The following is a 21,582-nucleotide window of genomic DNA, read 5'->3' on the forward strand; positions in this document are numbered from 1 at the left end:
TTGTAAGCGAACATGGCGATAATGAAAGCCGCCACAATCTGCATAATGAGTTTTATTCTGCGCATCTGCCGCTTCCCTTACTCTCCTTAGCGCCTCCTGCTTCCGCAAGCTTTTGGTACATTTTCATCAGCTCCGCCTCGCTGTTTGTTTAGTTTCTCTGCAAAAGTTTTTTTGCTTTCCTTACGTATCTATGCTATAATACCTTTCGTGAGATAGCTGATGGTCGGCTTTCCTACTCCCTAAAGAGTAGGGGGTGATGCTATGACTGTTGCCGAAGCTTTATCTTTAATGGTAAGCTTTGCTACGTTAGTAGTATTAATCCTTTCTTTCCGCAATAAGTAGAAAGAAAAAAGCCGCCTAACTTGCGGTCAAGCGGTCTTCTTCAAATACACTAAAATTAGAGGAGAGCCGACTTACCACAATCAGCTATCTCTTTCTTTTTATTATACGCTAGCAAAAGCAAATAGTCAATAGGCAGCGCCCGTATTTCCCCGCTATGCACCATTCACTCCCCCGCAAGCTTCCGGTACATTTTCATCAGTTCCGCCACGCAGGCCGCTTCGCTGTTTAATTTTCCCCAAAAGCCGTAAGCTTCCATAACAGCCCTGTCGTTGGCGCGATGCGCCCGGCGCAGCTCCTGCGGCATCGTCAGCTCGTCGTACAAATCCGCCAGGCTGCTATCCGCATGCTGCGCCCGCGCGTCCAAAATGCCCTGCGCTGTACGCTCGATTTTTTCTTTCTGCGCCTCCGTAGGATTCGGCCATGGGAAGTTGTTGTAAACGATATCTTTGGAGTAACGGTAATCGCTTTTCAATCTGCCTGCGACCGCACGCATCCAAGCCATGTGGACGTTGGAAGTAAGAACGCCGAAGTGATAAAGTGTCGCGTCGGGGATAATCTGCACAAGATTTGACGCAATCACTTCTTTGTTCATAAATCCAATAGGAATATATTTACGTTTTTCTGATGAAACTCCCGGAACAATAATATAGTCTGTGTCTGGTTGGGCAATTTGGCAAAATAAAGTCGGTGTCGCAGCAAATTTTTGAGTAGCAGAAGCTTTACTTGCCAATCTAAAATCACGAACTCGTTCAATCCTCGCCATTACGGTCTTACTTTTACGAAACTCACTAGGATTGGCATTTACAAGCCAAAGGCAATATCTCTTTTTATTATTGATAAACTCATCTGCTCCCATATATCTGCATAGCCATTTCCCGGATGAAGGCTCACTGGATAATAATATTTCCTTTTCTTCTTCACTAAAAATAAAAGCACCTCCATCGCGCGGCATACTACCAAAACGCATTTTAGGAACATCACACAAAGGATTACTTCTGCTATCCACAAATATATTTTCCATGTTCAATAAATAGGCATTTATATTATCAACGTACTCCAAAGCACCATCAGAACAAATAAACTTTCTATTAAATTTAGGCGTTAAACTAAAGCCAATAATGATACAATGAACATGGGCTTTAATATTAGCTTCACTATCCCAACGAAAAGTCCGATATGCAAAATCAAATTTCATTCCCAATTTAAACAATTCTTTCCAAACAAATGGAACCGCTTGCCCCTGACATATCGAATTAGTAGAAACAAAAGCACAGCGAATATTAGTTTCAGAAATAAAATGTGCTGCTTTTGCATACCAACCGCTAACATAATCTACTTCGCCAATTTTTTTGCACTCAGGAAACGCTGCGGCTAATTCATCGCGTTGTTCTCTAGTCATCATCATTCCGCCCACAAACGGCGGGTTGCCCATAATGTAATGCAGCTTTTCCTTCGGCACGACGCTTTCCCAGTCCAGTCGCAGGGCGTTGCCCTCGATAATATTGGCGTTGGTCTTGAGCGGCAAAAATTCCAGGTTCAGATGGATAATATCTTCCGTCGCCTGCAGCATCTGGCTTTCGGCAATCCACAGCGCGGTTTTTGCGACGCTCACGGCAAAATCGTTGATTTCAATACCGTAAAATTGCCTGATGGAAACCTGTATCGGGTTCAACATCTCGCCCAAAATTATTTCGCCGCCCGTCAGCGCGCGGATAATTTCGTTTTCCAGCCGCCGCAGGCACAAATACGTTTCCGTCAAAAAATTGCCGCTGCCGCACGCCGGGTCAAGGAAATTTAGCCCCGCCAGCTTTTTTTGGAACGCTTCCAAAGCCTCGCGGCGTTTCTTTTTATTCGGCATTTCTTTGATTCGGGCAAACTCATCCTGCAAATCGTCCAAAAAGAGCGGGTCGATAACCTTATGGATATTTTCAATGCTGGTGTAATGCATGCCGCCGCTGCGCCGCGTCGCCGGGTTCAAAGTGCTTTCAAACACCGCGCCGAATATCGTCGGGCTTATCCTGCTCCAGTCAAAATCCGCACTGGCATTAACTAGCAGCAGTGTGCGTATTTCTTCCGTAAACTGCGGTATTTCGATATTTTCCTCGGCAAACAGGCCGCCGTTGACGTAAGGGAAGGCTTTTAAATCTTCGTCCAGATACGGGTCGCGCTGCGCTTCCGGCGTATCCAAAACCTTGAACAAATCAATCAGTACACGCCGCATATCTCTCGCAGAGTACCGCTGCAAGTAATCGTGGAACATATTCTTCGCGCCAAATATGCCCGCGTCCTCCGCATACAGGCAGAAGACCAGCCGCACGCACAGCATGTTCAGGCTTTTTAAGCTCTGCTCACTAGTCGCATCCACATATTGCTTCAGCAGCGCGTCGTACAGCTTGCCCACGATATCGCCCGCCGCCATGGAAACCTGCATTTCCTGCTTGATATTTTCATCCCCGGCATCGACCAGGAAATTTAAGCGATAATATTCCTACGGCAAATCGCGCAGCAGGACGACCTCCGCCGCACCGAAGGGCTTTTCCATATCGTAAATATGGAACTCCGCAAAATTGCAGGCCACAATCCAGCGCGGCCTTTGGGAATACGGCAGCTCCGCCGCGTAGCGTTTGGCCTGCTCGAAAGGTGTCAGCACGCTGCCGTCCGACTGTTTGATGGGCTTATGCAAATTCTTGTCCAAGCTCTTTTGTTCGATCAAAACATGCGTCGCGGGGATAGTGCCGTCGATAAAGCTCGTGTGGTCCAGCATGATTTGGTCCTCAAAGCTGATGAACTGCTCCGGGTGTTCCACGCCCAAAACGTCGCGCAAAAGCGACAGCCAGAACGGCTGGCTCTGCCCTTTTTCGTATCCCTTGCCCTGCCAATAGGCGGCAAATTCCTTCGCCGCCCGGCGCTGCTTGACATCGTTCATGTTATCCACCGTTCCTTTGGAAGTTTTAACTATATTATACCATCTAATTTACTGCCTGTTATTCACTATTTACTAAACTCGGCAAAAATGCAAAAAAATAACCGCCCCGTCCTCACAAAACGAGCGGTTATTTTTAGCCAATAATTTTTGAGAGCAACCATCTATCGGCAGCGCTCTTTCTATTTGTATTCTACCACAGCTTTTCAAGTGCTGCAAGTACTTTATCTGCCGTTATCTTCTGCCAGCTATATCATAATAACGCCAGCGCCGTTTTATTTTTTCGGCGTGATAGCAAAGACGCGGACTGGCAGACCGGTAGCGCCTTCGATGCGAGGCCAGGCGGCAAGCAGCAGCGCTCCCGCCGGGGCCACCTTATCCAGATTATCCAGCACCTCGATTTGAATTTTGCCCTTGCTCAGCACATAACGCTCGCAGGCCAAATCTCCGGCGGCGGCAGCCACAACGCTGGCGTCCGTGTCCAAGGTTTCGTGGCCGTTGGCGGCCGCATTGCGTTCTTCATAAATATATTGCAAAGCTTCCAGCGACCATCCGGGGAAATTCTCGCTGCCGTCGGCGGCAATGCCGCTCAGCTTGTCCATATCGGGCCAGTTCTTGCTCCAATCGGTGCGCAGGGCAACGAAAGCGCCGTCGGGAATCGGCCCGTACTGCGCTTCGTAAGCTTTAATGTCATCCACTGTCACAGCGTAATGTACGTCTTCAGCTACCTTGGCGGTAACGTCGATTACGCACAAGGGAAAGAGCAGCTGGCCTGCGCCGAATTTTTCGGACAAAGCCGCGCCCTTGGCGAAGTGACCCGGAAAATCGATATGCGTACCGAACTGGCCGGGGAATTTAAAGGTTTGAATCAGACATTCCAGCATCGGGTTGCCCCAATCGAAGCAGGTTTCAGCCAGCTTTACGCTGCCGTCAGGAATCCCTGCCCAAAAGGGACTGTCGTTATTTAACGAATGGGACAGCTCCACCCATTCGTAAGCATCAGATTGCAATTCCTGTAAAATATCCCATAATTTAAAACTCATTGTCAACGCCTCCTCAAAAAATCATCAGGCCAATAGCCTAGTAAACCAGTGGGTCAATTGTATCATCAAACAGCTTCTTTGTAAACAAAAAACGTCTTAAACCTCGTAATGAGATTTAAGACGTTAAGTTTGTAACATTATTTAGGCGTCTGTACGTGCAGCTGAGCCAAAGCTTGCTGCGCGGCATGCTGCTCGGAATCTTTTTTCGTGCGTCCCTTGCCTTCGCCGATTACGCGACCCTGAACCATTACCTCAGAGGTAAAAACCTTATTATGCTCCGGTCCGGTGCTGCTCATCAGCTGGTAGCTGATATCCACGTCGCCGTCGCGCTGCAAAAATTCCTGCAAGCGCGTTTTATAATCGTTATAAATACCGTGACGGCAAATATAATCAATCTCCGGCCGCATCATCGCCAAAAGATAGCTCTGCACTTTTTCAAAGCCCTGGTCCAAATAAATAGCGCCCAGCACCGATTCAAAAGCGTCGGCTAAAATGGAGGGACGCTCGCGCCCGCCGCTCAGCTCCTCGCCCTTGCCCAGGCGAAGGTAATCGCCTAAGCGAATCTTTTTGGCGTATTCAAAAAGCGAGGCTTCGCACACTAAATGAGCGCGCAGCTTTGTAAGCTGGCCTTCTGCTAAATCCGGAAAATTTTGGTACATATAGGTGCTGACAATTACGCTCAGCACCGAATCGCCCAAAAATTCAATGCGCTCGTTATGCTGCGGTTTGGGAGTCTGCTTGGCTTCATGGGCATAGGATGTATGGGTCAGAGCCATATCCAGCAGCTCCAAGTCATGCATGCGGATACCCAAGCTGTCACAGAAGTCTTGCAGCTGCTGTTTACGTTTACCCTGCATTACTATCAACCTGCTTTTTAGTCAACGTATTTTTTGAAAACCAGGGAAGCGTTGTGACCGCCAAAGCCCAGATTATCACTCAAAGCTACGTTTACTTCTCTTTCGCGTGCTACGTTGGGAACATAGTCCAAATCCAGAACGCCTTCCGGGTCGTCCAAATCCTTATCGCGATAGTTAATAGTCGGCGGAACGATACTGTTTTCAATGGTCATAACGGTAGCGATAGCTTCTACCGCACCGGCAGCGCCCAGCAAATGGCCGATCATGGATTTATTGGAGCTGATGCACAGCTCGTAAGCGTGCTCGCCGAAAACTTTTTTGAAAGCCAGCGTCTCGCCCAAATCGTTGCGGTGTGTGGAGGTGCCGTGAGCGTTGATGTAATCCACTTCCTCCGGTTTTAAACCGGCGTCTTTAATAGCAGCCTGAATGCAGGCAGCCGGAGTTTCGCCGGTCGGGTCGGGAGCGGTAATATGATATGCGTCGCAGTTCATGGCAAAGCCAACCAGCTCGGCATAGATATGCGCGCCGCGAGCTTTAGCGTGCTCCAGCTCTTCCAGAACCAAGACGCCAGCGCCTTCGCCCATAACAAAGCCGTCGCGTTTTTTATCAAAGGGGCAGGATGCTTCTTCGGGATGCTCGTTATTGGTGGACAGAGCCTTCATATTGGCAAAGCCGGCAATAGCGATAGGAGAAACGGCAGCTTCCGTGCCGCCTGCCAGCATTACGTCGGCGTCGCCGTATTGAATGGTGCGCAGAGCGTCGCCAATGCAGTTGGTGCCGGTAGCGCAGGCAGTAACAATCGCCGTGTTGGGGCCTTTCAGACCGGTAGCGATAGCGATTTGACCAGCGGACATATTAGGAATTTCCATCGGGATGAAGAAGGGGCTGATCTTGGAAGGCCCTTTTTCGCCGTACTTCAGGGATTGCTCCAGGAAGGTATGGATGCCGCCGATGCCGCTGCCAACGCAAACGCCGCAGCGCAGGGGATCTTCCTTGGTCATATCCAGCTTAGCGTCCTCGATAGCCAGCTTAGCCGCAGCCACTGCAAAGTGAGTCACACGATCCATACGCTTGCCTTCTTTTTTATCGATAAAGGCAGTATAATCAAAATCTTTGACCTCACCGGCAATTTTTACAGTAAAACCTTCCGTATCGAATTGGGTAATATGACCAATACCGGACTTACCGGCAACCAGATTGCCCCAAAACGTATCCTTACCAATACCGATAGGGGTTACAGGGCCCACGCCGGTTACTACAACTCTTCTTTTACTCAAAATTGTTCACCTCACACTAAATATTTGCTATTTCTTCTTTTATACGTCTAAAGATTTCCTTAACAGGCAAAATCTCTTTAATTTTCCACATATTGGCGCCCGTAAACACCAGGCCCGTTTCCACATCGCCCTGCTGCGCTCTGGTTAAAGCGCGGATAATGCAGAAGCTGTGAGTGCAATGCTTTAAGCACAGGTCGCATTGGGTCGGTTTGGGAGCTTTATTTTCCAAAGACAGCTGCGCAAAGGGATTGCGAATTGCGCGTCCCTTATAGCCCACGGGGCTGTCAATCTGCACAACGTCTTCTTTAGTCATCTTCAAATAAAATTCTTTAAGAGCAGGCGCGCCGTTGGATTCCTCGCTGGCGGCAAAACGGCTGCCCATCTGCACGCCGCTGGCGCCCAGATTCAAAAGGTCTGCCACATCGCGTCCGCATACTGCGCCGCCTGCGGCAATAACCGGTATATTAACGGATTTTACAATTTCCGGAAGTATCTCTTTTATGGACTGTTGAGTACCAAGATGTCCGCCCGCCTCCGTGCCTTCCACAACGATAGCGGATGCGCCCAGCTTCTCAGATATTTTAGCCAGCTTGACAGATGATACGATAGGTACTACCTCAACGCCATATTTACGTCCGACGGCAAAAATATCTCTTGAAAAACCGGCGCCGGCCACGATTAAATCAATTTTCTCTTGTGCGGCAGTAGTTATAAGGCCTAAAAACTCTCTGGCTGCAAACATAGCGTTGATACCGATGATGCCCTTGCCTCCGGTCAATTTCCTTGCCAAACGAATTTCTGTGCGTAATTCGTCAAAGCTCATACCGGACGCAGCGATAAGGCCGATACCGCCTTCGTTTGCTACAGCCGCTGCCAAACGGGCAGTGGAAAGCCTGATAGCCATGCCTCCTTGTATAATCGGTACTTGCGCTTCAAGCTTACCGATTTTCAGCACTGGTAGTTTCAACAAATATCCCCCATTTCAGGACTAAAGCAGCTTGTGCCGGGGAACCCGCAGGTTCCCCAAACAAAAGCCAACAAAGAAAATTACAATGAATGAATTATTTTTCTTCATCCAGCAGCTTAACAGCGTCAGCTACGGTGCGAATCTTTTCTGCTTTTTCGTCAGGAATTTCTACGCCGAATTCCTCTTCAAAAGCCATGATCAATTCAACGATGTCGAGGGAGTCAGCGCCGAGGTCATCGATGAAAGCGGATTCCATCTTTACTTCGTCAGCGTCAACGCTCAGTTGTTCAACAGTGATGTCTCTTACTTTTTCGAAAGTGCTCATTACGATTCACCTCCTTCCAATGGCAAATTTGCAGGTTGCCCTATTACATTACCATACCACCGTCGACATGTAAAGTCTGTCCGGTTATATATTTGGCGTCGTCGCTCACAAGGAAGACGACAGCCTTGGCAATATCGCTGGTTTCACCTAATCTATTCAGCGGAATATTAGTCAGCATACCTTCGACCACCTTTTCGGAAAGAACGGCGGTCATATCGGTTTTGATGAAGCCGGGAGCCACGGCGTTGACGGTAATGCCGCGGGCGGCCACCTCTTTAGCCACGGATTTGGTAAAGCCGATCACGCCGGCCTTAGCTGCGGCGTAATTGGCCTGGCCTGCGTTGCCCATCAGGCCCACAACGGAGCTGATGCTGACAATGCTGCCGACCTTTTGCTTCATCATATATTTTACGGAAGCCTTGGTGCAGTTAAATACGCCTTTCAGATTGGTGGTCAAAACGGCGTCCCAATCCTCTTCCTTCATACGCATCAGCAAACCGTCGCGGGTAATGCCTGCGTTATTCACCAAAATATCGATGCGGCCAAATTCCTTAACCACGCTGTCCACCATAGCGGTCGCCGCTTCGTTGGAAGCGATATCCGCCTGGATAACGATGGCCTTGCGGCCCATAGACTCGATTTCGGCAGCAACCTCTTTAGCCGCCGCTTCACTGCCGGCGTAGTTTACGGCTACGTCCGCGCCTTCGGCTGCCAGCGCTAAAGCGATAGCGCGGCCAATGCCGCGGGAAGCGCCGGTTACAAGGGCTTTTTTGCCTTCTAATTTCATAATTCTTCTCTCCTAAATCTCTCGGATTTTATTTTGCGAAATGCGCTAAAGTTTTTTCCAAACTTGCGGGGTCTTCCACGTTCAGGGCGGTCATACCCTTGGCGATCTTCTTGGTAAAGCCAGTCAATACCTTGCCGGGGCCAACCTCTACGAAGGTATCCACGCCGCCTTCCACCATATTGCGGACGGAGGTTTCCCACAGAACCGGCATAGCGGCCTGCTTAATGAGCAGCGCTTTAATTTCTGCGCCGCTGGTTACCTCATGAGCGGTTACGTTAGCCACAACGGGAACGGTAATATCCTTAATTTCGATAGGAGCCAGAACCTCGGCCAAACGCTCGGCTGCGGGCTGCATCAGCGTGCTGTGGAAGGGAGCGCTTACGGGCAGCAGCACGGCGCGCTTAGCGCCTGCGGCCTTCAAAGCCTCGATAGCCTTATTCACAGGATTTACAGCGCCGGCGATTACCACCTGGCCGGGGCAGTTAAAGTTTACTGCCTGTACGGCTTCGCCCATTTCAGCCTCTACATTGCGGCAGATTTCCACAATCTTTTCGCTTTCCAGACCAAGAACGGCCGCCATGCTGCCCTCGCCTACGGGAACAGCCTCCTGCATGAACTGACCGCGTTTATTAACGATACGAACAGCGTCGGCAAATTTCAGCGCGCCGGTGTTTACCAAGGCGGAATATTCGCCCAGGCTGTGGCCTGCGGCAATATCGCAGCTTACGCCGTGCTCTTTCAAAACAGCGGCGCAGGCAGTGCTGGCGGTTAAAATAGCCGGTTGGGTATTAAAGGTCAAACGCAGCTGATCCTCCGGGCCTTCAAAGCACATTTTGCTGATGGAAAAGCCCAAAGCGTCGTCCGCCTCTTCAAAAATTTGCTTTACTACAGGATAAGCGTCGTAAAAGGCCTTGCACATGCCAACGGTTTGGGAGCCCTGTCCCGGAAATACGAATGCGATCTTGCTCATGGGAATAAACCTCGCTTTCTTTAATTATACTCTCTAATTGCAAAACCATCTATAAGTAAATGCGATATTCCAAAAAATTTATTACTTGCTCCACTTGAGCACGATAGCCGCCCAGGTCAGGCCTGCGCCAAAACCGGCCAAAATAATATTATTGCCCTTTTTCAGCTTGCCTGCCGCCTGCGCCTCGCACAAAGCGATAGGAATGGAAGCGGCGGAGGTGTTGGCGTATTTATCAACGTTCACCCATACCTTATCCATGGACATTTTCAGACGTTTAGCCGCAGAGGTGATAATGCGGTAGTTAGCCTGATGCGGGAACAGCATATCCAGCTCCTCCGGCTTCATATTGGCGTTAGCCAACGCGCGTTTCGCAGTCTTGCCCATAATTTGAATAGCAAATTTAAAAACCTCCGGCCCGTTCATATGAATGGTATGGTCGTTAGCCGCTACGGTTTCTTCGGTAGCAGGCTGACGGCTGCCGCCCGCAGGCTGCAGCAAAAATTTGCCGCCGTTACCGTCGGCGCCCATATCGATGCCCAAAACGCCGTAGCCCTCTTCTACCTCGCCGATTACGGCAGCGCCTGCGCCGTCGCCGAACAGTACGCAGGTGTTGCGGTCGGTCCAGTTCATAATACGGGACAGGGTTTCCGCGCCGATAATCAAAATTTTATTATACAGACCGCTTTTAATCATTTGGCTGGCAACTGCCAGGCTGTAAACAAAGCCGCTGCAGCCCGCCGCCAAATCAAAGGCCGCCGCATTCTTCGCGCCCAAACGCGCCTGCACCAGACAAGCGGTGGACGGGAAAATGTAATCGGAAGAAGCCGTGCCCACAATTACTAGATCCAGCTCTTCCGCGCTGACGCCCGCGTCCTTCAACGCTCCCACAGCAGCATTATAAGCCAAATCGGAGGTTGCCTCCTCAGCGGCCGCAATATGACGCTGCTTGATACCGGTACGCTCGGTGATCCATTCATCGCTGGTTTCAACGATTTTTTCCATATCCGTGTTCGTGATAATTTTTTCAGGAACGTAATGTCCTACACCTAAAATACCAACTGCTCTTGTCATTGATCTATTTCCTCACTTCTTCTGAGATTCGGCAATCCTTTGCGCGATAATGCTTACTACGTCCTGCTCTGCAAAATCCATAGCCACGCGGATAGCGTTGGTAATGGCCTTGGCCTTGGAGCTGCCATGACAGATGATAAAGGGAGCGCGGATGCCCAAAAGCAGCGCGCCGCCGTATTCGGCAGGGTCCAGGCGTTTTTTCAGCTTGCGCAGCGCGGGCTTAATTAAAAGTCCGCCGATTTTAGCCAACAGCCCGCCGTTTAAAATGGCTTCTTTCACCAGCGTCATAATAGCGCCGGCCAAGCCTTCGCCAAATTTCAGCACTATATTGCCCACAAAGCCGTCGCAGACTACTACGTCCACCGTGCCCTTATTAATATCGCGGCCCTCTACGTTGCCGATAAACTTTATCGTTTTAGCTTCCTTCAGCAGAGGGTAGGTTGCCAAAGCTTGTTCGTTACCTTTAGTTTCTTCTTCACCGATGTTCAAAAGTCCTACCCGCGGCGCAGAAATTTTTAATATTTTTTCTGCATAAACCGTGCCCATGATGGCGCTCTGCACCATATGCTCCGGTTTGGCGTCCACCTTAGCGCCGCTGTCCAGCACTACGGTAGTACCTGTCAGGCTGGGAATCGGCGTAGCGATGGCCGGGCGCTCCACGCCCTTGATGCGTCCCACGCCGAACAGCGCTGCGGCTACCGCCGCGCCCGTACTGCCGGAGGACACCAGCGCGTCGCATTCCTTATTGCGCAGCAGCTTGGCTGCCACCACAATAGACGCGTCCTTTTTCGATTTAACTGCAATAGCAGGATGCTCGTCCATAGCGATCACTTCGCTGGCATGGCGAACAGTTATCTTCGGCTCGTCGGCCGCATGATACTGCTCCAGCAGCTCTCGGACGATCTTCTCATCGCCTACCAGCACCGTTTCGCAGCCGTAGGCCTTAACCGCGTTGACTGCGCCCAAAACAAGCTCTTTGGGTCCGTAATCGGTACCCATAACGTCTACTGCGATTTTCATGCTTCCTGCTCCCTTTCATGTTTATCCCGGTTGTCCAACGAAACAATAATAAATTTAGCGCGAAAGACTTCTTCGTTATTGCTTTTTATGGATACAAAAATATAATACTTATCCAGGCGGCGGTGGGTCACAACGGCCTTCGCCACCAAAACAGCGCCTGCGCTCACAGGCACCTTGTACTTGACGTTGCCGACGGCTGTCAGCGCCAGCTCTGCGTCCACCACGGCCAAAGCCAGAGTATTGGCCATAGCGAACATATAATAGCCCCGCGCCACGCCGGTCTTGTCCAGTACCATATCGGCTGATATCTTCAGCGTAGAAATGCCCGCCTTATTCAGCTCCAGATCCAGCAGCTCGCCCACAATGTCCTTTTTATCGATAGCGCGAACCTTGGTCTGCGCCTCCTCGGCCATAGTACGAGTGCGGGCGCGCAGCTCCGGTATGCCCAGCGCCACGCGGTCCAAACGGATGGTTTGCACGCTGACGTTTAAAAGCTGCGCCAGCTGCTCGTCCGTGCTGAAGGGATTTTCCCGCAGCAGCTTCTTTAAGCTTTTATGACGTATTAACTTTTTTGAAGAGTTCATTACCTCACCCGCTTTTTAGCACCAGCTCATAATATCTGTTTTTATTATAAAAGCATACGCAGTATTTGGCAACCCCTTTTTGTAACAGAACTATGAAAAAGCTTCGATTTTTTTACTTAGTCAATTAAAGCTTCGGCGTAAAAAAGCTGCGGAAAAGTAAAAAGCCTCCGGACTTCTCCAGAGGCTTAAAGGTCTTGCTTATTCAGCGACAGCAATGACTTGCTTGCCGTTGTAGTAACCGCATTCAGGGCAAACGCGATGCGGCATTTTCAATTCATGACATTGCGGGCATTCAACCATGCCAGGAACGTTCAATTTCCAGTTAGCACGACGTCTATCGCGGCGGGCTTTGGACATTTTTCTCTTAGGTACTGCCATTTCTCAATACACCTCCTCAGTGCTATGAAGTGAAATTTAATTTTTGATGAATTGCTTTAATGCCGCCAGCCTGGGATCAACCGTCAGCCTGTCGCAGCCGCAGTCGCCTTTGTTAAGGTCGGCGCCGCACACCGGACAAAGTCCCCGGCAGTCAGGCTTACACAGAGCCTGCATGGGCTCTGCAAGCAGCAGCCCTTCACGAAGCGGTTCCGTTATCTCAATAACGTCCGAATCGTAGACAAAAGCATCATTTTCAATATTTTCAGCACCGGCCGGATAAAATTTTTCCACTACCTCTGCCTCAGCGGCAGCCGTAAATTCCTTCAGGCAGCGTCCGCAAGTACGCTTAACCTGTCCCGACAGCTGCGCCTTCAGCAGCAGCACGTCGCCTACGTTGCTTATCGTCCCTTCCAGCTTAACGCTGCCCACAAGCGCCATTTCCTCAGGCGTTATTTCCAGCTCGGCAGGCTCCAGAGCGAAAGCAAAGGTCTTGGCTCCAACCAGTCTTTTTTTGATTTCTGCGACATTTATCTTTATCATATTTCACCAATCGTTACAATTATAGCGGTCTTAAAGCTCTTTGTCAAGGAAAACCTCTGGACAAAAGCTAAAAATCAGCGCTCACATTTTGCCTACAGCTTAATGATGCGGCGGCAGATATTATAGGTATCGCGGGCAATTACCAGCTCCTCGTTGGTCGGGATGACGAAAATTTTTACGCGGGCGCGGCGCACGCTGATCTCCCGCTCCTTGCCGCGGATTTTGTTCAGCTCCGGATCCACGCGCGTGCCTAAATATTCCAAGCCGTTGCAGATTTTATCGCGCATAAAGGGGGAATTTTCGCCAAGTCCGGCCGTAAAGACGATGGCGTCCACGCCGCCCATAGCCGCCACATAGCCGCCGATATATTTCTTAACCTTATACGCAAAAACGTCGATAGCCAGTTGGCTGCGGTCATCGCCGCGGTTGGCCGCGCTTTCCAAATCGCGGAAATCGCTGGATAAGCCGCTGATGCCCAAAATGCCGCTGCGCCGGTTCAGATAATCGTCTATTTGCTGCGCCGTCATATTTTCCTTCTCCATCAAAAACGGGATGATGGCCGGGTCGATCTCGCCGCTGCGCGTACCCATAATCAGGCCCTCCAAAGGAGTATAGCCCATACTGGTATCGATGGATTTGCCGTATTTGATGGCCGTAATGCTGGCGCCGTTGCCCAAATGGCAGGTGATGATACGCAGATCGTTCATATGCTCGCCCATCAGCTCCGCCGCCCGCTGGGCCACGTATTTATGGGAGGTGCCATGGAAGCCGTACCGGCGCAGGCCGTACTTAACATACATTTCGTAGGGCAGGCCGTAAAGATAGGCTACCTTGGGCATGGTCTGGTGAAAGGCCGTATCGAACACCGCTACCTGGGGAACGCCCTTCATAATCTCCATACAGGCGTTAATGCCGTACAGATTGGGCGGATTATGCAGTGGCGCAATTTCGCTGCAGGCTTCAATACCGGCCAGCACGTCCGAGGTAATCAGCACGCTGTCGGTAAAGCGCTCGCCGCCGTGTACCACGCGATGGCCTACGGCGTCAATCTCCGACATATCGCCGATAACGCCGTACTCTTTATCGGTCAGCGCCCGCAAAGCAATTTTAATGCCCACAACATGATCGGGAATTTCCTCTTTAATATCAATAGTATATTTTCCTGACGGCGTGTGCTTAAGGGTGGAGCCTTCCATGCCGATGCGCTCTATCAGCCCCTTCGCCATTACCCGTTCGCCTTCCATATTTATCAGCTGATATTTAATGGACGAGCTGCCGCAGTTTACTACAAAAACAATCATGATATGCCTCCCGGAAGGTTAGAAAATAAACGGAACGTCAAAGCTTCCTGTTAAGGCAAGCTGCTTCGCTTTAACCATAATATTAGTATACACTATTTCTCGCAAATTGGATAGTGAATATTTTGTGTATACATGCTATAATACTTTTAATTCTAACTGTTAAAGGAGCGCTTTGCAAAATGCAGCCCTTATGCGCCACAGGCATAGTCGCCGAATACAATCCCTTTCATAACGGACACCGTTACCACGCGCACAAAGCCAAAGAGCTGACGGGTCAGCCCATCATCGCCGTCATAAGCGGCAGCTTTATGCAGCGCGGCGAGCCTGCCTGCTTAAATAAATGGCTGGCCTGTGCCAACGGCGTCGACTTAGTGTTGGAACTGCCCTGCGCCTTTTCGTTGCGCAGCGCCCAATATTTCGCCCAGGGCGCAGTACAGGCGCTCCAAGCCACCGGCTGCGTAAATACTCTGGCCTGCGGCGTAGAAACGGCGTCCCGCGATTTTGCGGCCTTAGCCAGCCGCCTGCGCAGCAGCGATACGCAAAGCCAAATCAAACGGCTCATCCAAAAGGGCAGCAGCTACGCGGCTGCCTGCTCCCAAGCCTTAGGCGATATCAGCCGTCCCAACGATATTCTGGCTCTGGAATATTGCAAAGCCTTACAGGATACGAGTATCGCCCCACTATTTCTGCAAAGGCTGGACGCAGGCTACAATAGTACGGAAATCGGCGGCATTATGGCCAGCGCCACCGCTATCCGCCGCTCTTTAACCCAAGGCGACGCTTCCTGGCAGCAGGCTGTGCCTGAAAACGTCCGCGCCGCACTTACGTCAACGCGCCCAGGCTATAACCGCCGGCTTTTCTGGCAGCTGCTAAGCTATCGCCTGCGTCTGCTGACGCCTGCTCAAATAGCAGAACGCTGCCAGTGCAGCGAAGGGCTGGAAAATTTGCTCAAGCAGGCCGCCGGCTGTTCTTCCTTAGACGACGCTCTGCGCCGATGCGTCAACAAACGCTACAGCGCCAGCCGCATCCGCCGTTTGTTTTGCCAGCTGCTGCTGGATAAACCACGCAGCTTTTGGGAGCAGCCGCAGCCGGCCTACCTGCGTGTGCTGGCCTTCAACGACACAGGCCGCAAGTTGCTGAAAGCCATGAAGCAAACGGCGCAGCTGCCCGTCATCACTAAGCTGGGGGCCGCGCCCGCACAAAGCCGTAGCGACCTCTTCGCCCGGCAAATAGAGCTGAATCTGGCCGCCACCGACCTGTGGTCCCTGCTGCAACACGACGACAGCCTGAACAGAACGGGAAACGATTTTCTGCTGTCGCCGCGTTATGTAAAAAGCTGAAACGCTATCGAGTTTTATCGCTCATGTGCTTAATTGTCGTTGTTGCCCATGCGCTATCCAAAATTGCCAAGCTCATCAACACGCCTAAAATTGCGCTCCGTTTCAAATTTTTTCGTTTCATCTTCGTCAAACCTCCTTCGTTACATAACGCTTTTTAAAAATTCGTTATGCTTTTATCTAAATTATAGGCGTTCGTCCCCCAGTCAAGCAAAAGTACATCGAACATTTTTGCCCGACGCACTCATGTGCGGGATTTGCTAAGCGAAACGTCGATGAAAAGCGCAAAAAAGCTGTCGCATCGACAAAACAAATCGTCTAATGCGACAGCCCCTTCACATTGTTTCATAGGGGAGAAGCCTGCTCATGGGCTAACACCTCCACTTCCTCCCGCAGTCAGCGCAGGTCAAGATAAATATGCCGTCCCGCTGTGCTGCGTGTCCGTCCGTATCGCTTGCCGATTTCCTTATGGGTAAGGTGCTGGAAGAAGTACAAAAAGATGATTTCCTGTTCCATTTCCGGCAGAAAGGACAGGGCGGCGGCAAGGTCTGGATTGCTCAACATGACAGTCTGACCGCAGATTGTAAAGGGATATTCTTCTACTGACGGCGGCGGCGCAAAGTATTCATCTGTGGCAGCAAACGGCATGAACTTTTCTTCGGACAAGTATTCAAGGGAAATTTCCCGCTTCCACTTTGAATACAGCTTGCGGGCTGCGTCAATGGACGCATGGCGAATAACAATCCTGCAAAAAGCATTATGCGTGTATTGGATATGCTCTTGATATTCTTCAAATTCGGTCATGGAAAATCCCCCTTTCTGAATAATGTGAGGGGCGGCAGCACTCCTTGCTGTCGCCCCTTGGCTGCCTACCAGCAAAGACGGGTGGGGCTGTCAACGGCGGCTCAAATGAGCCGTTCATCTTGCCGTTGACTGGCTCGGCCGGGTTTGCTATTGCTTAGAGGAAAAATATTAGCTGTTTTCATTGCTCTTATCAGCATTATCTTCACCATCGCAACAGCAACATTGCTCTGTTTCCTCAACAATATGCATATTGCAACATCCGGCTTTCTGCGGTTTCTCTTCCGCAATCTCCATTCCACAGCTACATCCACTGGACGAACCGCCGAACAGTTTTTCTAAAAGTCCTTTTTTCTTGCTCATAAAAATTCCTCCTGTTAAAGAATAAAATTGAAAACATAACCTGTAATTGTTGCAACAGCAAAAATACAGAGAACAAAAGCAACAACCATTTTCTTTTTGAATATGGAGTTTAACAATGATACTTCGGGAATACTTGCTCCCGCACCGCCCAAAATAAGTGCAATCATAACGCCGGGTGCGACGCCCTTGGAAATTAAAATGCTTGCAATCGGTATCATCGTTTCTGTACGGATATACATGGGAATACCAATGATAGCCGCGAAGGGAACTGCCCAAAGGTTATTTGCACCTGCAAAATTAGCCAATAAATCCGTGGGAATAAACTCATAAATAAATGCTCCAATACCGGCTCCCAAAAGTAGATAACCGACAACGCCCTTAAACAGTCCAAACGAGTCACGGAAAGCAATTTTGAAGGATTGCGCCTGCTTTTGCCAAAATGTTCCTTTTAAGGTTTCCCAGTTTACGCTATCTTGATGTCCTCCTGTTACTGTCACATTTTTTACTTCTTTCTGAAATCCGGCTGCATCTAAGATCAGTCCCATGACAACCGCAAAAGTAAAAGTAAATATTGTATAAATTACCGTTGCCTTTATCCCGAAAAATGCAACCATTAAAGTAAGGATAGCCGGATTCAGAATAGGTGAAGTCAGCAAAAATGAGATTGCACCATTAAACGAAGCACCACTTTTGAATAGTCCTACCAACACTGGGATTGTAGAACAGGAACAAAACGGAGTGACTGCGCCCAATAAGGCTCCGAGAATACTATTCATACCTTTACGTGGTGTTGTCAACACCCGCTTTATTCGTTCCTGCGAAATATAAATTTGAAGCAGCGCAACCACAAAGCTAATGCCAATAAATAGAGCGAACAATTCACCAAATAGCATGAGAAATGTTTTGCCTGCATGGATAAATGTTTCAGTTGTAAACATAGATTGATATTTCCTTTCTGTTTTGATATGTTTTACTCAAAGAAAATATCATTAGCTATTGAGAGCGACATTGTAGCCGCCGTCCGCATACACACATTTTGTGTCCTCCTGTCATTACTTTATCTATATCAACAAACATACAGTTCGATTTTTTTCGATATGTAGTTTTAATGGAAAGCCACGCCTATAAACGTGGCCTTTTGCCCTCCTTAGAGGAAAATCATTCATATTGTTGTTGTTAACAATTTCAGCAGCTCACTTGCTTTCCGGCTTCCCTCTTTGCTGATAGAGTAATACGTCCATTTTCCCTCTTTTCGCCCGGTGACAATGCCGGAATCGCATAAAATTTTCATGTGATGGGACAATGTGGACTGGCTGATTTGTAAATTCTCCAGTAATACGCACGCACACTTCTCACTCTCCCGAAGCATTTCCAATATTTGAAGTCGGTTTATATCATCAAAAGCCTTAAAAACTTTTGCATCTGCTGCATGGTCGCTCATATTCACACCTCACATTTATTTTTTTCGATTTGTTCTAAGAACAGTATAACGCTCAAATCGAAAAAAGTCAATATATCAACTTGCTTTTTTGAAATATTTTTTACGGAATAGTGAGGCAGCTATCAATCAAATTCTTGTGTGTTACTTTATGACACATGAGCATTAAAGCAACTCTTTAAGCTTTCTAGCCAAGTAAAGAGGAATGTTCGTAATCTCGCCGTCCTTGCGATATCCCCGCTTTGAAAGGCGGATAGCGTGTTCAGGATGACGGTTAGCAATATACCGTTTGAAGGAAGGCGCGGACTTATCTTCGCCGCCCTTTACCTCAACAGGAATTATTTCCGTACCGTTTTGCAATAAAAAGTCAATCTCTCCGGCTTTGTCCGAGTAATAGCGCGGCTCCACCTCAAACTGCCCGCGAAGCTGCTGCAAAACGTAATTTTCGGTCAGCGGGCCTTTAAATTGATAATCAGCTTGCAGCAAGATTGCGCTATTATCAACGCCAGCCATATGTTTGAGCAGCCCTGTATCAAACAGGAAAAGTTTGAATTGATCGAGCTTATCAAATGCAGAAAGAGGATGTTCCATCTTGGAGACATTATAAATGCGATTGAGCATACCAGCTGAAACAAGCCACTCAATCGCTTCCTCAAAGTCCCGCGCCCTGCCGCCCTTTTATAAGCTGCGAAAATACGCTTCGTTTCATATGCGTCACCGCCTTTATTTTCATCAGAAAATAGCACAACACATTTTTCCGCCTTTTTCAACGCGTATATTGCACGTTTTTCCGAAAGCAGATTTTTCTTACGGCTCAGCTACTTATTACCATTAACCCCAGCGCTATCTTCTATATAGCAAAAGCAAGCCTGCACCTTTACGCAAGCTTGCTTCGCTTCAATAATATTCAATTTGTATTTTTATTTTTCTTCGTTATTCAGCATTTGCTCCAGCGTATGCCAGCCCAAAACCGCGCATTTCACACGGGCCGGCATATGAGAAACGTCCTTCAGCGCGCCGGCCTCCTCCAGCTCGTCGATTTCCTCCTCGCTGGCCGTACCCTTAATCATGCGCAGAAAAATATCCGACAAGCGCAGGGCCTCCTCCTTCGGCTTGCCGATAACCAAATCCAGCATCATATCGGCGCTGGCCTGGGAAATCGCGCAGCCGCTGCCTACAAACGCGCCGTCAGTCACTACCCCGTCCTTCACTTTCAGCTTCATAGTAATATCGTCGCCGCAGGTGGGATTATAGCCGCGCATTTCCATATCGGCGTCCGGCAGCTCGTGCTTATGCCCCGGATGCATATTATGGTCCAGTAAAATTTCATTATAAAAGCTTCTGTTATCTGCCATAGCCCATTCTCTCCCTGATAGTTTTTAAGCTGTCCAGCAAACGCCGCACATCGGCCTCGTCATTGTAAAAAGCCAGGCTGACGCGAGCCGTCGCGCCCGTACACAAATGGTCCAGCAGCGGCTGGGCGCAGTGATTGCCCGCGCGGATATTCACGCCGTCGGCGTCCAAAATAGCGGCGATATCGTGAGGATGCACGCCGTCGATAGTAAAGGTAATAATGCCTTTATGATTTTCAACGTCGGGCGCGCCGATAATACGCACGCCTTCAATCTGCCGCATGCCTTCAAAAGTCAGCTTTGTCAAAGCCGCTTCGCGGGCTTCGATAACGTCAAAGCCAATGCTGTTGATATAATCGATAGCCGCATGCAGACCGGCAGCCGCGCCGGCATTCACCGTACCAGCTTCAAATTTATGGGGCAGCGGCGCGTATTCCTGCCCGTCGCGGCTCACCATACTAATCATCTCGCCTCCGCTCATGAAGGGAGGCATAGCGTCCAGCAAATTCTTTTTGCCGTACAGCACGCCGATGCCCATGGGACCCATCATCTTGTGCCCGCTGAAAGCCAAAAAGTCCGCGTCCAGCTTCTGCACGTCGATAGCCATATGGGGCGCGCTCTGGGCGGCGTCGATAACGGCCACCGCGCCTACCTTGTGAGCCAGCTCGATAGCCTTTTCCACCGGGTTCAACCGGCCCAGCACATTGGAAACCTGCGCCATCGCCACAATTTTTGTCCGCGGCGTAATAGCCTGCGTCAAAGCCTCGTCCGTGATGCTGCCGTCGGCGGCGCACTCGATATACTTTACCACAGCGCCGGTTTGTGCGGCCGCCATACGCCAGGGCAGCATATTGCTGTGATGCTCCATAATCGTCGTCACAATTTCGTCGCCGGGCTGCAAATTATGCAGAGCGTAGCTGTAAGCCACCAAGTTCAGGCTCTCCGTCGTATTGCGAGTAAAAATAATTTCTTCAAAATACTTGGCGTTAATAAATTTCTGCACGGCGGCGCGGGCGTCCTCGTAATCGTCCGTCGCTTCCATAGCCAGCTGATACAGCCCGCGCAGGGGATTGGCGTTATGCTTTAAATAAAAATCGCGCTCGGCCTCAATGACGCACAGGGGACGCTGCGCCGTAGCCGCGTTATCCAGATAAGCCACGTCCATATTGGCCAGCAGCGGAAAATCATTTTTATAATCGTAAGCAAGTAAATCCTTATCACTGACCATCAGCAATTACTCCTTCCAAATAGCGTTCCACCAGCTGCACCGTATCCTCGTCGCCGATTTTGCGGCACAGGGCTTCAATTTTAGCCTTCGCCATCATATCTATCGCATCCTGCTCGCTGAAGCCGCGGCTGCACAAATAGAACAGCAAGTCCTCGTCCAGCTTGCCGATGCTGGCCCCGTGATTACCCTGCACATCCTCCTCGCTGCACAAAATCAGCGGAATGGACTGGTTCACCACATCGTCGCTGAGCAGCAGCACCGTTTCCTTCTCGTCGCCGACAGCTCCGGCGCAGCCGTTTTTAAAATCAATAGTGCCGCGATAAATTTTAAACGCGCCGCTTTGCAGCACGCCGTCAGCGTTCATAACGCAGGCCGTATTTTTGCCGTAATGATTAGCGATAAAATTCATATCGATGCGCTGGCCGCGGCGTCCGTAATAGCCTGCCGCCGCCTCAAAGCTGCTGCCCTCGCCGGTCAGCTCTGTGCGCACGCCGTTATAAGCCTTGCTGCCGCCCAGCTGCAGCTGCAAAATTTCCAGCCGCGCCCCGCCGCCCAGCTCGCTGCCCACATCGTTCAAATGCACAAAGCCGCCGCCCAAAAGCTGCACCTGCACCAGCTTTACCTTTGCCCCCGCAGCGGCGTTAATCCTCGTCTGCACAGCGGCAGTTCCGGCTGCGG

The 21,582-nt window shown here is 49.9% G+C and carries 25 protein-coding genes; 2 read left to right on the forward strand and 23 right to left on the reverse strand.

All coding sequences use genetic code 11. The features are described from left to right. The first annotated feature begins 261 nt into the window (after nucleotides 1–261). Nucleotides 262–342 carry a putative holin-like toxin gene (locus QZ105_RS10570; protein WP_366936006.1) on the forward strand — a complete coding sequence of 27 codons (81 nt, stop codon included), beginning with the start codon at nucleotides 262–264 and terminating at the stop codon, nucleotides 340–342. Nucleotides 343–505: 163 nt separating this feature from the next. Here the strand turns inward: QZ105_RS10570 and QZ105_RS06240 are convergent, their stop codons facing one another. From QZ105_RS06240 to QZ105_RS06310, 15 genes are all read right to left on the reverse strand, one after another. Continuing rightward, nucleotides 506–2,773, reverse strand: a complete 2,268-nt coding sequence (locus QZ105_RS06240; protein ID WP_293728990.1) for a DNA methyltransferase — start codon at nucleotides 2,771–2,773, stop codon at nucleotides 506–508. A gap of 57 nt (nucleotides 2,774–2,830) precedes the next feature. Beyond that, a complete protein-coding gene (locus QZ105_RS06245; protein ID WP_293728991.1) occupies nucleotides 2,831–3,268 on the reverse strand; it encodes a type IIL restriction-modification enzyme MmeI in 438 nt (145 codons plus the stop codon). A gap of 272 nt (nucleotides 3,269–3,540) precedes the next feature. Beyond that, nucleotides 3,541–4,308, reverse strand: a complete 768-nt coding sequence (locus tag QZ105_RS06250; protein ID WP_293728992.1) for a cyclase family protein — start codon at nucleotides 4,306–4,308, stop codon at nucleotides 3,541–3,543. A gap of 137 nt (nucleotides 4,309–4,445) precedes the next feature. Continuing rightward, complete coding sequence (gene rnc / locus QZ105_RS06255; protein WP_293728993.1) at nucleotides 4,446–5,165, reverse strand: ribonuclease III; 720 nt, start codon at nucleotides 5,163–5,165, stop codon at nucleotides 4,446–4,448. Between the two features lie 17 nt (nucleotides 5,166–5,182). Further along, nucleotides 5,183–6,442 carry a beta-ketoacyl-ACP synthase II gene (fabF, locus tag QZ105_RS06260; RefSeq protein WP_293728994.1) on the reverse strand — a complete coding sequence of 420 codons (1,260 nt, stop codon included), beginning with the start codon at nucleotides 6,440–6,442 and terminating at the stop codon, nucleotides 5,183–5,185. Nucleotides 6,443–6,458: 16 nt separating this feature from the next. After that, nucleotides 6,459–7,409 (reverse strand): nitronate monooxygenase, encoded by a 951-nt coding sequence (locus tag QZ105_RS06265; protein ID WP_366936005.1) that lies wholly within the window; start codon nucleotides 7,407–7,409, stop codon nucleotides 6,459–6,461. A gap of 94 nt (nucleotides 7,410–7,503) precedes the next feature. Continuing rightward, on the reverse strand, nucleotides 7,504–7,734 hold the full coding sequence (locus tag QZ105_RS06270) for an acyl carrier protein (RefSeq protein ID WP_021720057.1): 231 nt from the start codon (nucleotides 7,732–7,734) through the stop codon (nucleotides 7,504–7,506). A 43-nt stretch (nucleotides 7,735–7,777) separates the two neighbouring features. Further along, nucleotides 7,778–8,521 carry a 3-oxoacyl-[acyl-carrier-protein] reductase gene (gene fabG / locus QZ105_RS06275; protein ID WP_293728995.1) on the reverse strand — a complete coding sequence of 248 codons (744 nt, stop codon included), beginning with the start codon at nucleotides 8,519–8,521 and terminating at the stop codon, nucleotides 7,778–7,780. Between the two features lie 28 nt (nucleotides 8,522–8,549). After that, complete coding sequence (fabD, locus tag QZ105_RS06280; protein WP_293728996.1) at nucleotides 8,550–9,491, reverse strand: ACP S-malonyltransferase; 942 nt, start codon at nucleotides 9,489–9,491, stop codon at nucleotides 8,550–8,552. An 81-nt stretch (nucleotides 9,492–9,572) separates the two neighbouring features. Then, nucleotides 9,573–10,562 (reverse strand): beta-ketoacyl-ACP synthase III, encoded by a 990-nt coding sequence (locus QZ105_RS06285; RefSeq protein WP_293728997.1) that lies wholly within the window; start codon nucleotides 10,560–10,562, stop codon nucleotides 9,573–9,575. A gap of 12 nt (nucleotides 10,563–10,574) precedes the next feature. Then, a complete protein-coding gene (gene plsX / locus QZ105_RS06290; RefSeq protein WP_293728998.1) occupies nucleotides 10,575–11,582 on the reverse strand; it encodes a phosphate acyltransferase PlsX in 1,008 nt (335 codons plus the stop codon). Continuing rightward, nucleotides 11,579–12,166 (reverse strand): transcription factor FapR, encoded by a 588-nt coding sequence (fapR, locus tag QZ105_RS06295; RefSeq protein WP_293728999.1) that lies wholly within the window; start codon nucleotides 12,164–12,166, stop codon nucleotides 11,579–11,581. The genes plsX and fapR overlap by 4 nt, the downstream gene beginning before the upstream one ends. Nucleotides 12,167–12,364: 198 nt before the next feature. Next, nucleotides 12,365–12,544, reverse strand: a complete 180-nt coding sequence (gene rpmF, locus QZ105_RS06300) for a 50S ribosomal protein L32 (protein ID WP_293729000.1) — start codon at nucleotides 12,542–12,544, stop codon at nucleotides 12,365–12,367. Nucleotides 12,545–12,580: 36 nt separating this feature from the next. Beyond that, nucleotides 12,581–13,084, reverse strand: a complete 504-nt coding sequence (locus QZ105_RS06305) for a DUF177 domain-containing protein (protein ID WP_293729001.1) — start codon at nucleotides 13,082–13,084, stop codon at nucleotides 12,581–12,583. 92 nt (nucleotides 13,085–13,176) lie between these two features. Beyond that, nucleotides 13,177–14,385 (reverse strand): acetate kinase, encoded by a 1,209-nt coding sequence (locus tag QZ105_RS06310; RefSeq protein ID WP_293729002.1) that lies wholly within the window; start codon nucleotides 14,383–14,385, stop codon nucleotides 13,177–13,179. Between the two features lie 179 nt (nucleotides 14,386–14,564). On the opposite strand from QZ105_RS06310, the gene QZ105_RS06315 reads away from it, so the two are divergent. Further along, nucleotides 14,565–15,725, forward strand: coding sequence for a nucleotidyltransferase family protein (locus QZ105_RS06315; RefSeq protein WP_293729003.1), 1,161 nt, complete (start codon nucleotides 14,565–14,567; stop codon nucleotides 15,723–15,725). Between the two features lie 393 nt (nucleotides 15,726–16,118). Here QZ105_RS06315 and QZ105_RS06320 read toward each other — a convergent pair whose 3' ends face one another. The 8 genes from QZ105_RS06320 to QZ105_RS06355 form a co-directional block, all read right to left on the reverse strand. Next, nucleotides 16,119–16,526 carry a sigma factor-like helix-turn-helix DNA-binding protein gene (locus QZ105_RS06320; protein WP_293729004.1) on the reverse strand — a complete coding sequence of 136 codons (408 nt, stop codon included), beginning with the start codon at nucleotides 16,524–16,526 and terminating at the stop codon, nucleotides 16,119–16,121. A gap of 168 nt (nucleotides 16,527–16,694) precedes the next feature. Continuing rightward, nucleotides 16,695–16,886, reverse strand: a complete 192-nt coding sequence (locus QZ105_RS06325) for a hypothetical protein (RefSeq protein WP_293729005.1) — start codon at nucleotides 16,884–16,886, stop codon at nucleotides 16,695–16,697. Between the two features lie 14 nt (nucleotides 16,887–16,900). Then, the gene (locus tag QZ105_RS06330; RefSeq protein ID WP_293729006.1) at nucleotides 16,901–17,824 is read right to left on the reverse strand and encodes a permease; all 924 of its coding nucleotides are present in this window, start codon (nucleotides 17,822–17,824) and stop codon (nucleotides 16,901–16,903) included. Nucleotides 17,825–18,048: 224 nt separating this feature from the next. Then, a complete protein-coding gene (locus QZ105_RS06335; RefSeq protein ID WP_293729007.1) occupies nucleotides 18,049–18,327 on the reverse strand; it encodes a metalloregulator ArsR/SmtB family transcription factor in 279 nt (92 codons plus the stop codon). 162 nt (nucleotides 18,328–18,489) lie between these two features. Further along, nucleotides 18,490–18,945: a DUF4143 domain-containing protein gene (locus QZ105_RS06340; protein ID WP_293729008.1), complete on the reverse strand. Its 456-nt coding sequence runs from the start codon at nucleotides 18,943–18,945 to the stop codon at nucleotides 18,490–18,492. A gap of 299 nt (nucleotides 18,946–19,244) precedes the next feature. Then, entirely contained in the window at nucleotides 19,245–19,679 is a 435-nt protein-coding gene (sufU, locus tag QZ105_RS06345) for a Fe-S cluster assembly sulfur transfer protein SufU (protein ID WP_293729009.1), read from the reverse strand. Continuing rightward, on the reverse strand, nucleotides 19,669–20,904 hold the full coding sequence (locus tag QZ105_RS06350) for a cysteine desulfurase (protein ID WP_293729010.1): 1,236 nt from the start codon (nucleotides 20,902–20,904) through the stop codon (nucleotides 19,669–19,671). The genes sufU and QZ105_RS06350 overlap by 11 nt, the downstream gene beginning before the upstream one ends. After that, on the reverse strand, nucleotides 20,894–21,582 hold a 689-nt coding region (locus tag QZ105_RS06355), incomplete at its 5' end, for a SufD family Fe-S cluster assembly protein (protein ID WP_293729011.1). The genes QZ105_RS06350 and QZ105_RS06355, both read right to left, overlap by 11 nt.

This window comes from uncultured Phascolarctobacterium sp. (assembly GCF_905212365.1).
Taxonomy (GTDB): Bacteria; Bacillota; Negativicutes; order Acidaminococcales; family Acidaminococcaceae; genus Phascolarctobacterium_A.

Bases quoted from the DNA above. Each gene is read 5' to 3' on its own strand.
- QZ105_RS06350 (WP_293729010.1), bottom strand. From the start codon at position 20,904: ATGGTCAGTGATAAGGATTTACTTGCTTACGATTATAAAAATGATTTT.
- QZ105_RS06310 (WP_293729002.1), bottom strand. From the start codon at position 14,385: ATGATTGTTTTTGTAGTAAACTGCGGCAGCTCGTCCATTAAATATCAG.
- fapR (WP_293728999.1), bottom strand. From the start codon at position 12,166: ATGAACTCTTCAAAAAAGTTAATACGTCATAAAAGCTTAAAGAAGCTG.
- QZ105_RS06250 (WP_293728992.1), bottom strand. From the start codon at position 4,308: ATGAGTTTTAAATTATGGGATATTTTACAGGAATTGCAATCTGATGCT.
- QZ105_RS06340 (WP_293729008.1), bottom strand. From the start codon at position 18,945: ATGCTCAATCGCATTTATAATGTCTCCAAGATGGAACATCCTCTTTCT.
- QZ105_RS06315 (WP_293729003.1), top strand. From the start codon at position 14,565: ATGCAGCCCTTATGCGCCACAGGCATAGTCGCCGAATACAATCCCTTT.
- sufU (WP_293729009.1), bottom strand. From the start codon at position 19,679: ATGGCAGATAACAGAAGCTTTTATAATGAAATTTTACTGGACCATAAT.
- QZ105_RS06305 (WP_293729001.1), bottom strand. From the start codon at position 13,084: ATGATAAAGATAAATGTCGCAGAAATCAAAAAAAGACTGGTTGGAGCC.
- fabG (WP_293728995.1), bottom strand. From the start codon at position 8,521: ATGAAATTAGAAGGCAAAAAAGCCCTTGTAACCGGCGCTTCCCGCGGC.
- QZ105_RS06245 (WP_293728991.1), bottom strand. From the start codon at position 3,268: ATGAACGATGTCAAGCAGCGCCGGGCGGCGAAGGAATTTGCCGCCTAT.
- rnc (WP_293728993.1), bottom strand. From the start codon at position 5,165: ATGCAGGGTAAACGTAAACAGCAGCTGCAAGACTTCTGTGACAGCTTG.
- QZ105_RS10570 (WP_366936006.1), top strand. From the start codon at position 262: ATGACTGTTGCCGAAGCTTTATCTTTAATGGTAAGCTTTGCTACGTTA.
- QZ105_RS06285 (WP_293728997.1), bottom strand. From the start codon at position 10,562: ATGACAAGAGCAGTTGGTATTTTAGGTGTAGGACATTACGTTCCTGAA.
- fabD (WP_293728996.1), bottom strand. From the start codon at position 9,491: ATGAGCAAGATCGCATTCGTATTTCCGGGACAGGGCTCCCAAACCGTT.
- QZ105_RS06240 (WP_293728990.1), bottom strand. From the start codon at position 2,773: ATGCAGGTTTCCATGGCGGCGGGCGATATCGTGGGCAAGCTGTACGAC.
- QZ105_RS06330 (WP_293729006.1), bottom strand. From the start codon at position 17,824: ATGTTTACAACTGAAACATTTATCCATGCAGGCAAAACATTTCTCATG.
- QZ105_RS06270 (WP_021720057.1), bottom strand. From the start codon at position 7,734: ATGAGCACTTTCGAAAAAGTAAGAGACATCACTGTTGAACAACTGAGC.
- plsX (WP_293728998.1), bottom strand. From the start codon at position 11,582: ATGAAAATCGCAGTAGACGTTATGGGTACCGATTACGGACCCAAAGAG.
- QZ105_RS06335 (WP_293729007.1), bottom strand. From the start codon at position 18,327: ATGAGCGACCATGCAGCAGATGCAAAAGTTTTTAAGGCTTTTGATGAT.
- QZ105_RS06325 (WP_293729005.1), bottom strand. From the start codon at position 16,886: ATGAGCAAGAAAAAAGGACTTTTAGAAAAACTGTTCGGCGGTTCGTCC.
- rpmF (WP_293729000.1), bottom strand. From the start codon at position 12,544: ATGGCAGTACCTAAGAGAAAAATGTCCAAAGCCCGCCGCGATAGACGT.
- QZ105_RS06320 (WP_293729004.1), bottom strand. From the start codon at position 16,526: ATGACCGAATTTGAAGAATATCAAGAGCATATCCAATACACGCATAAT.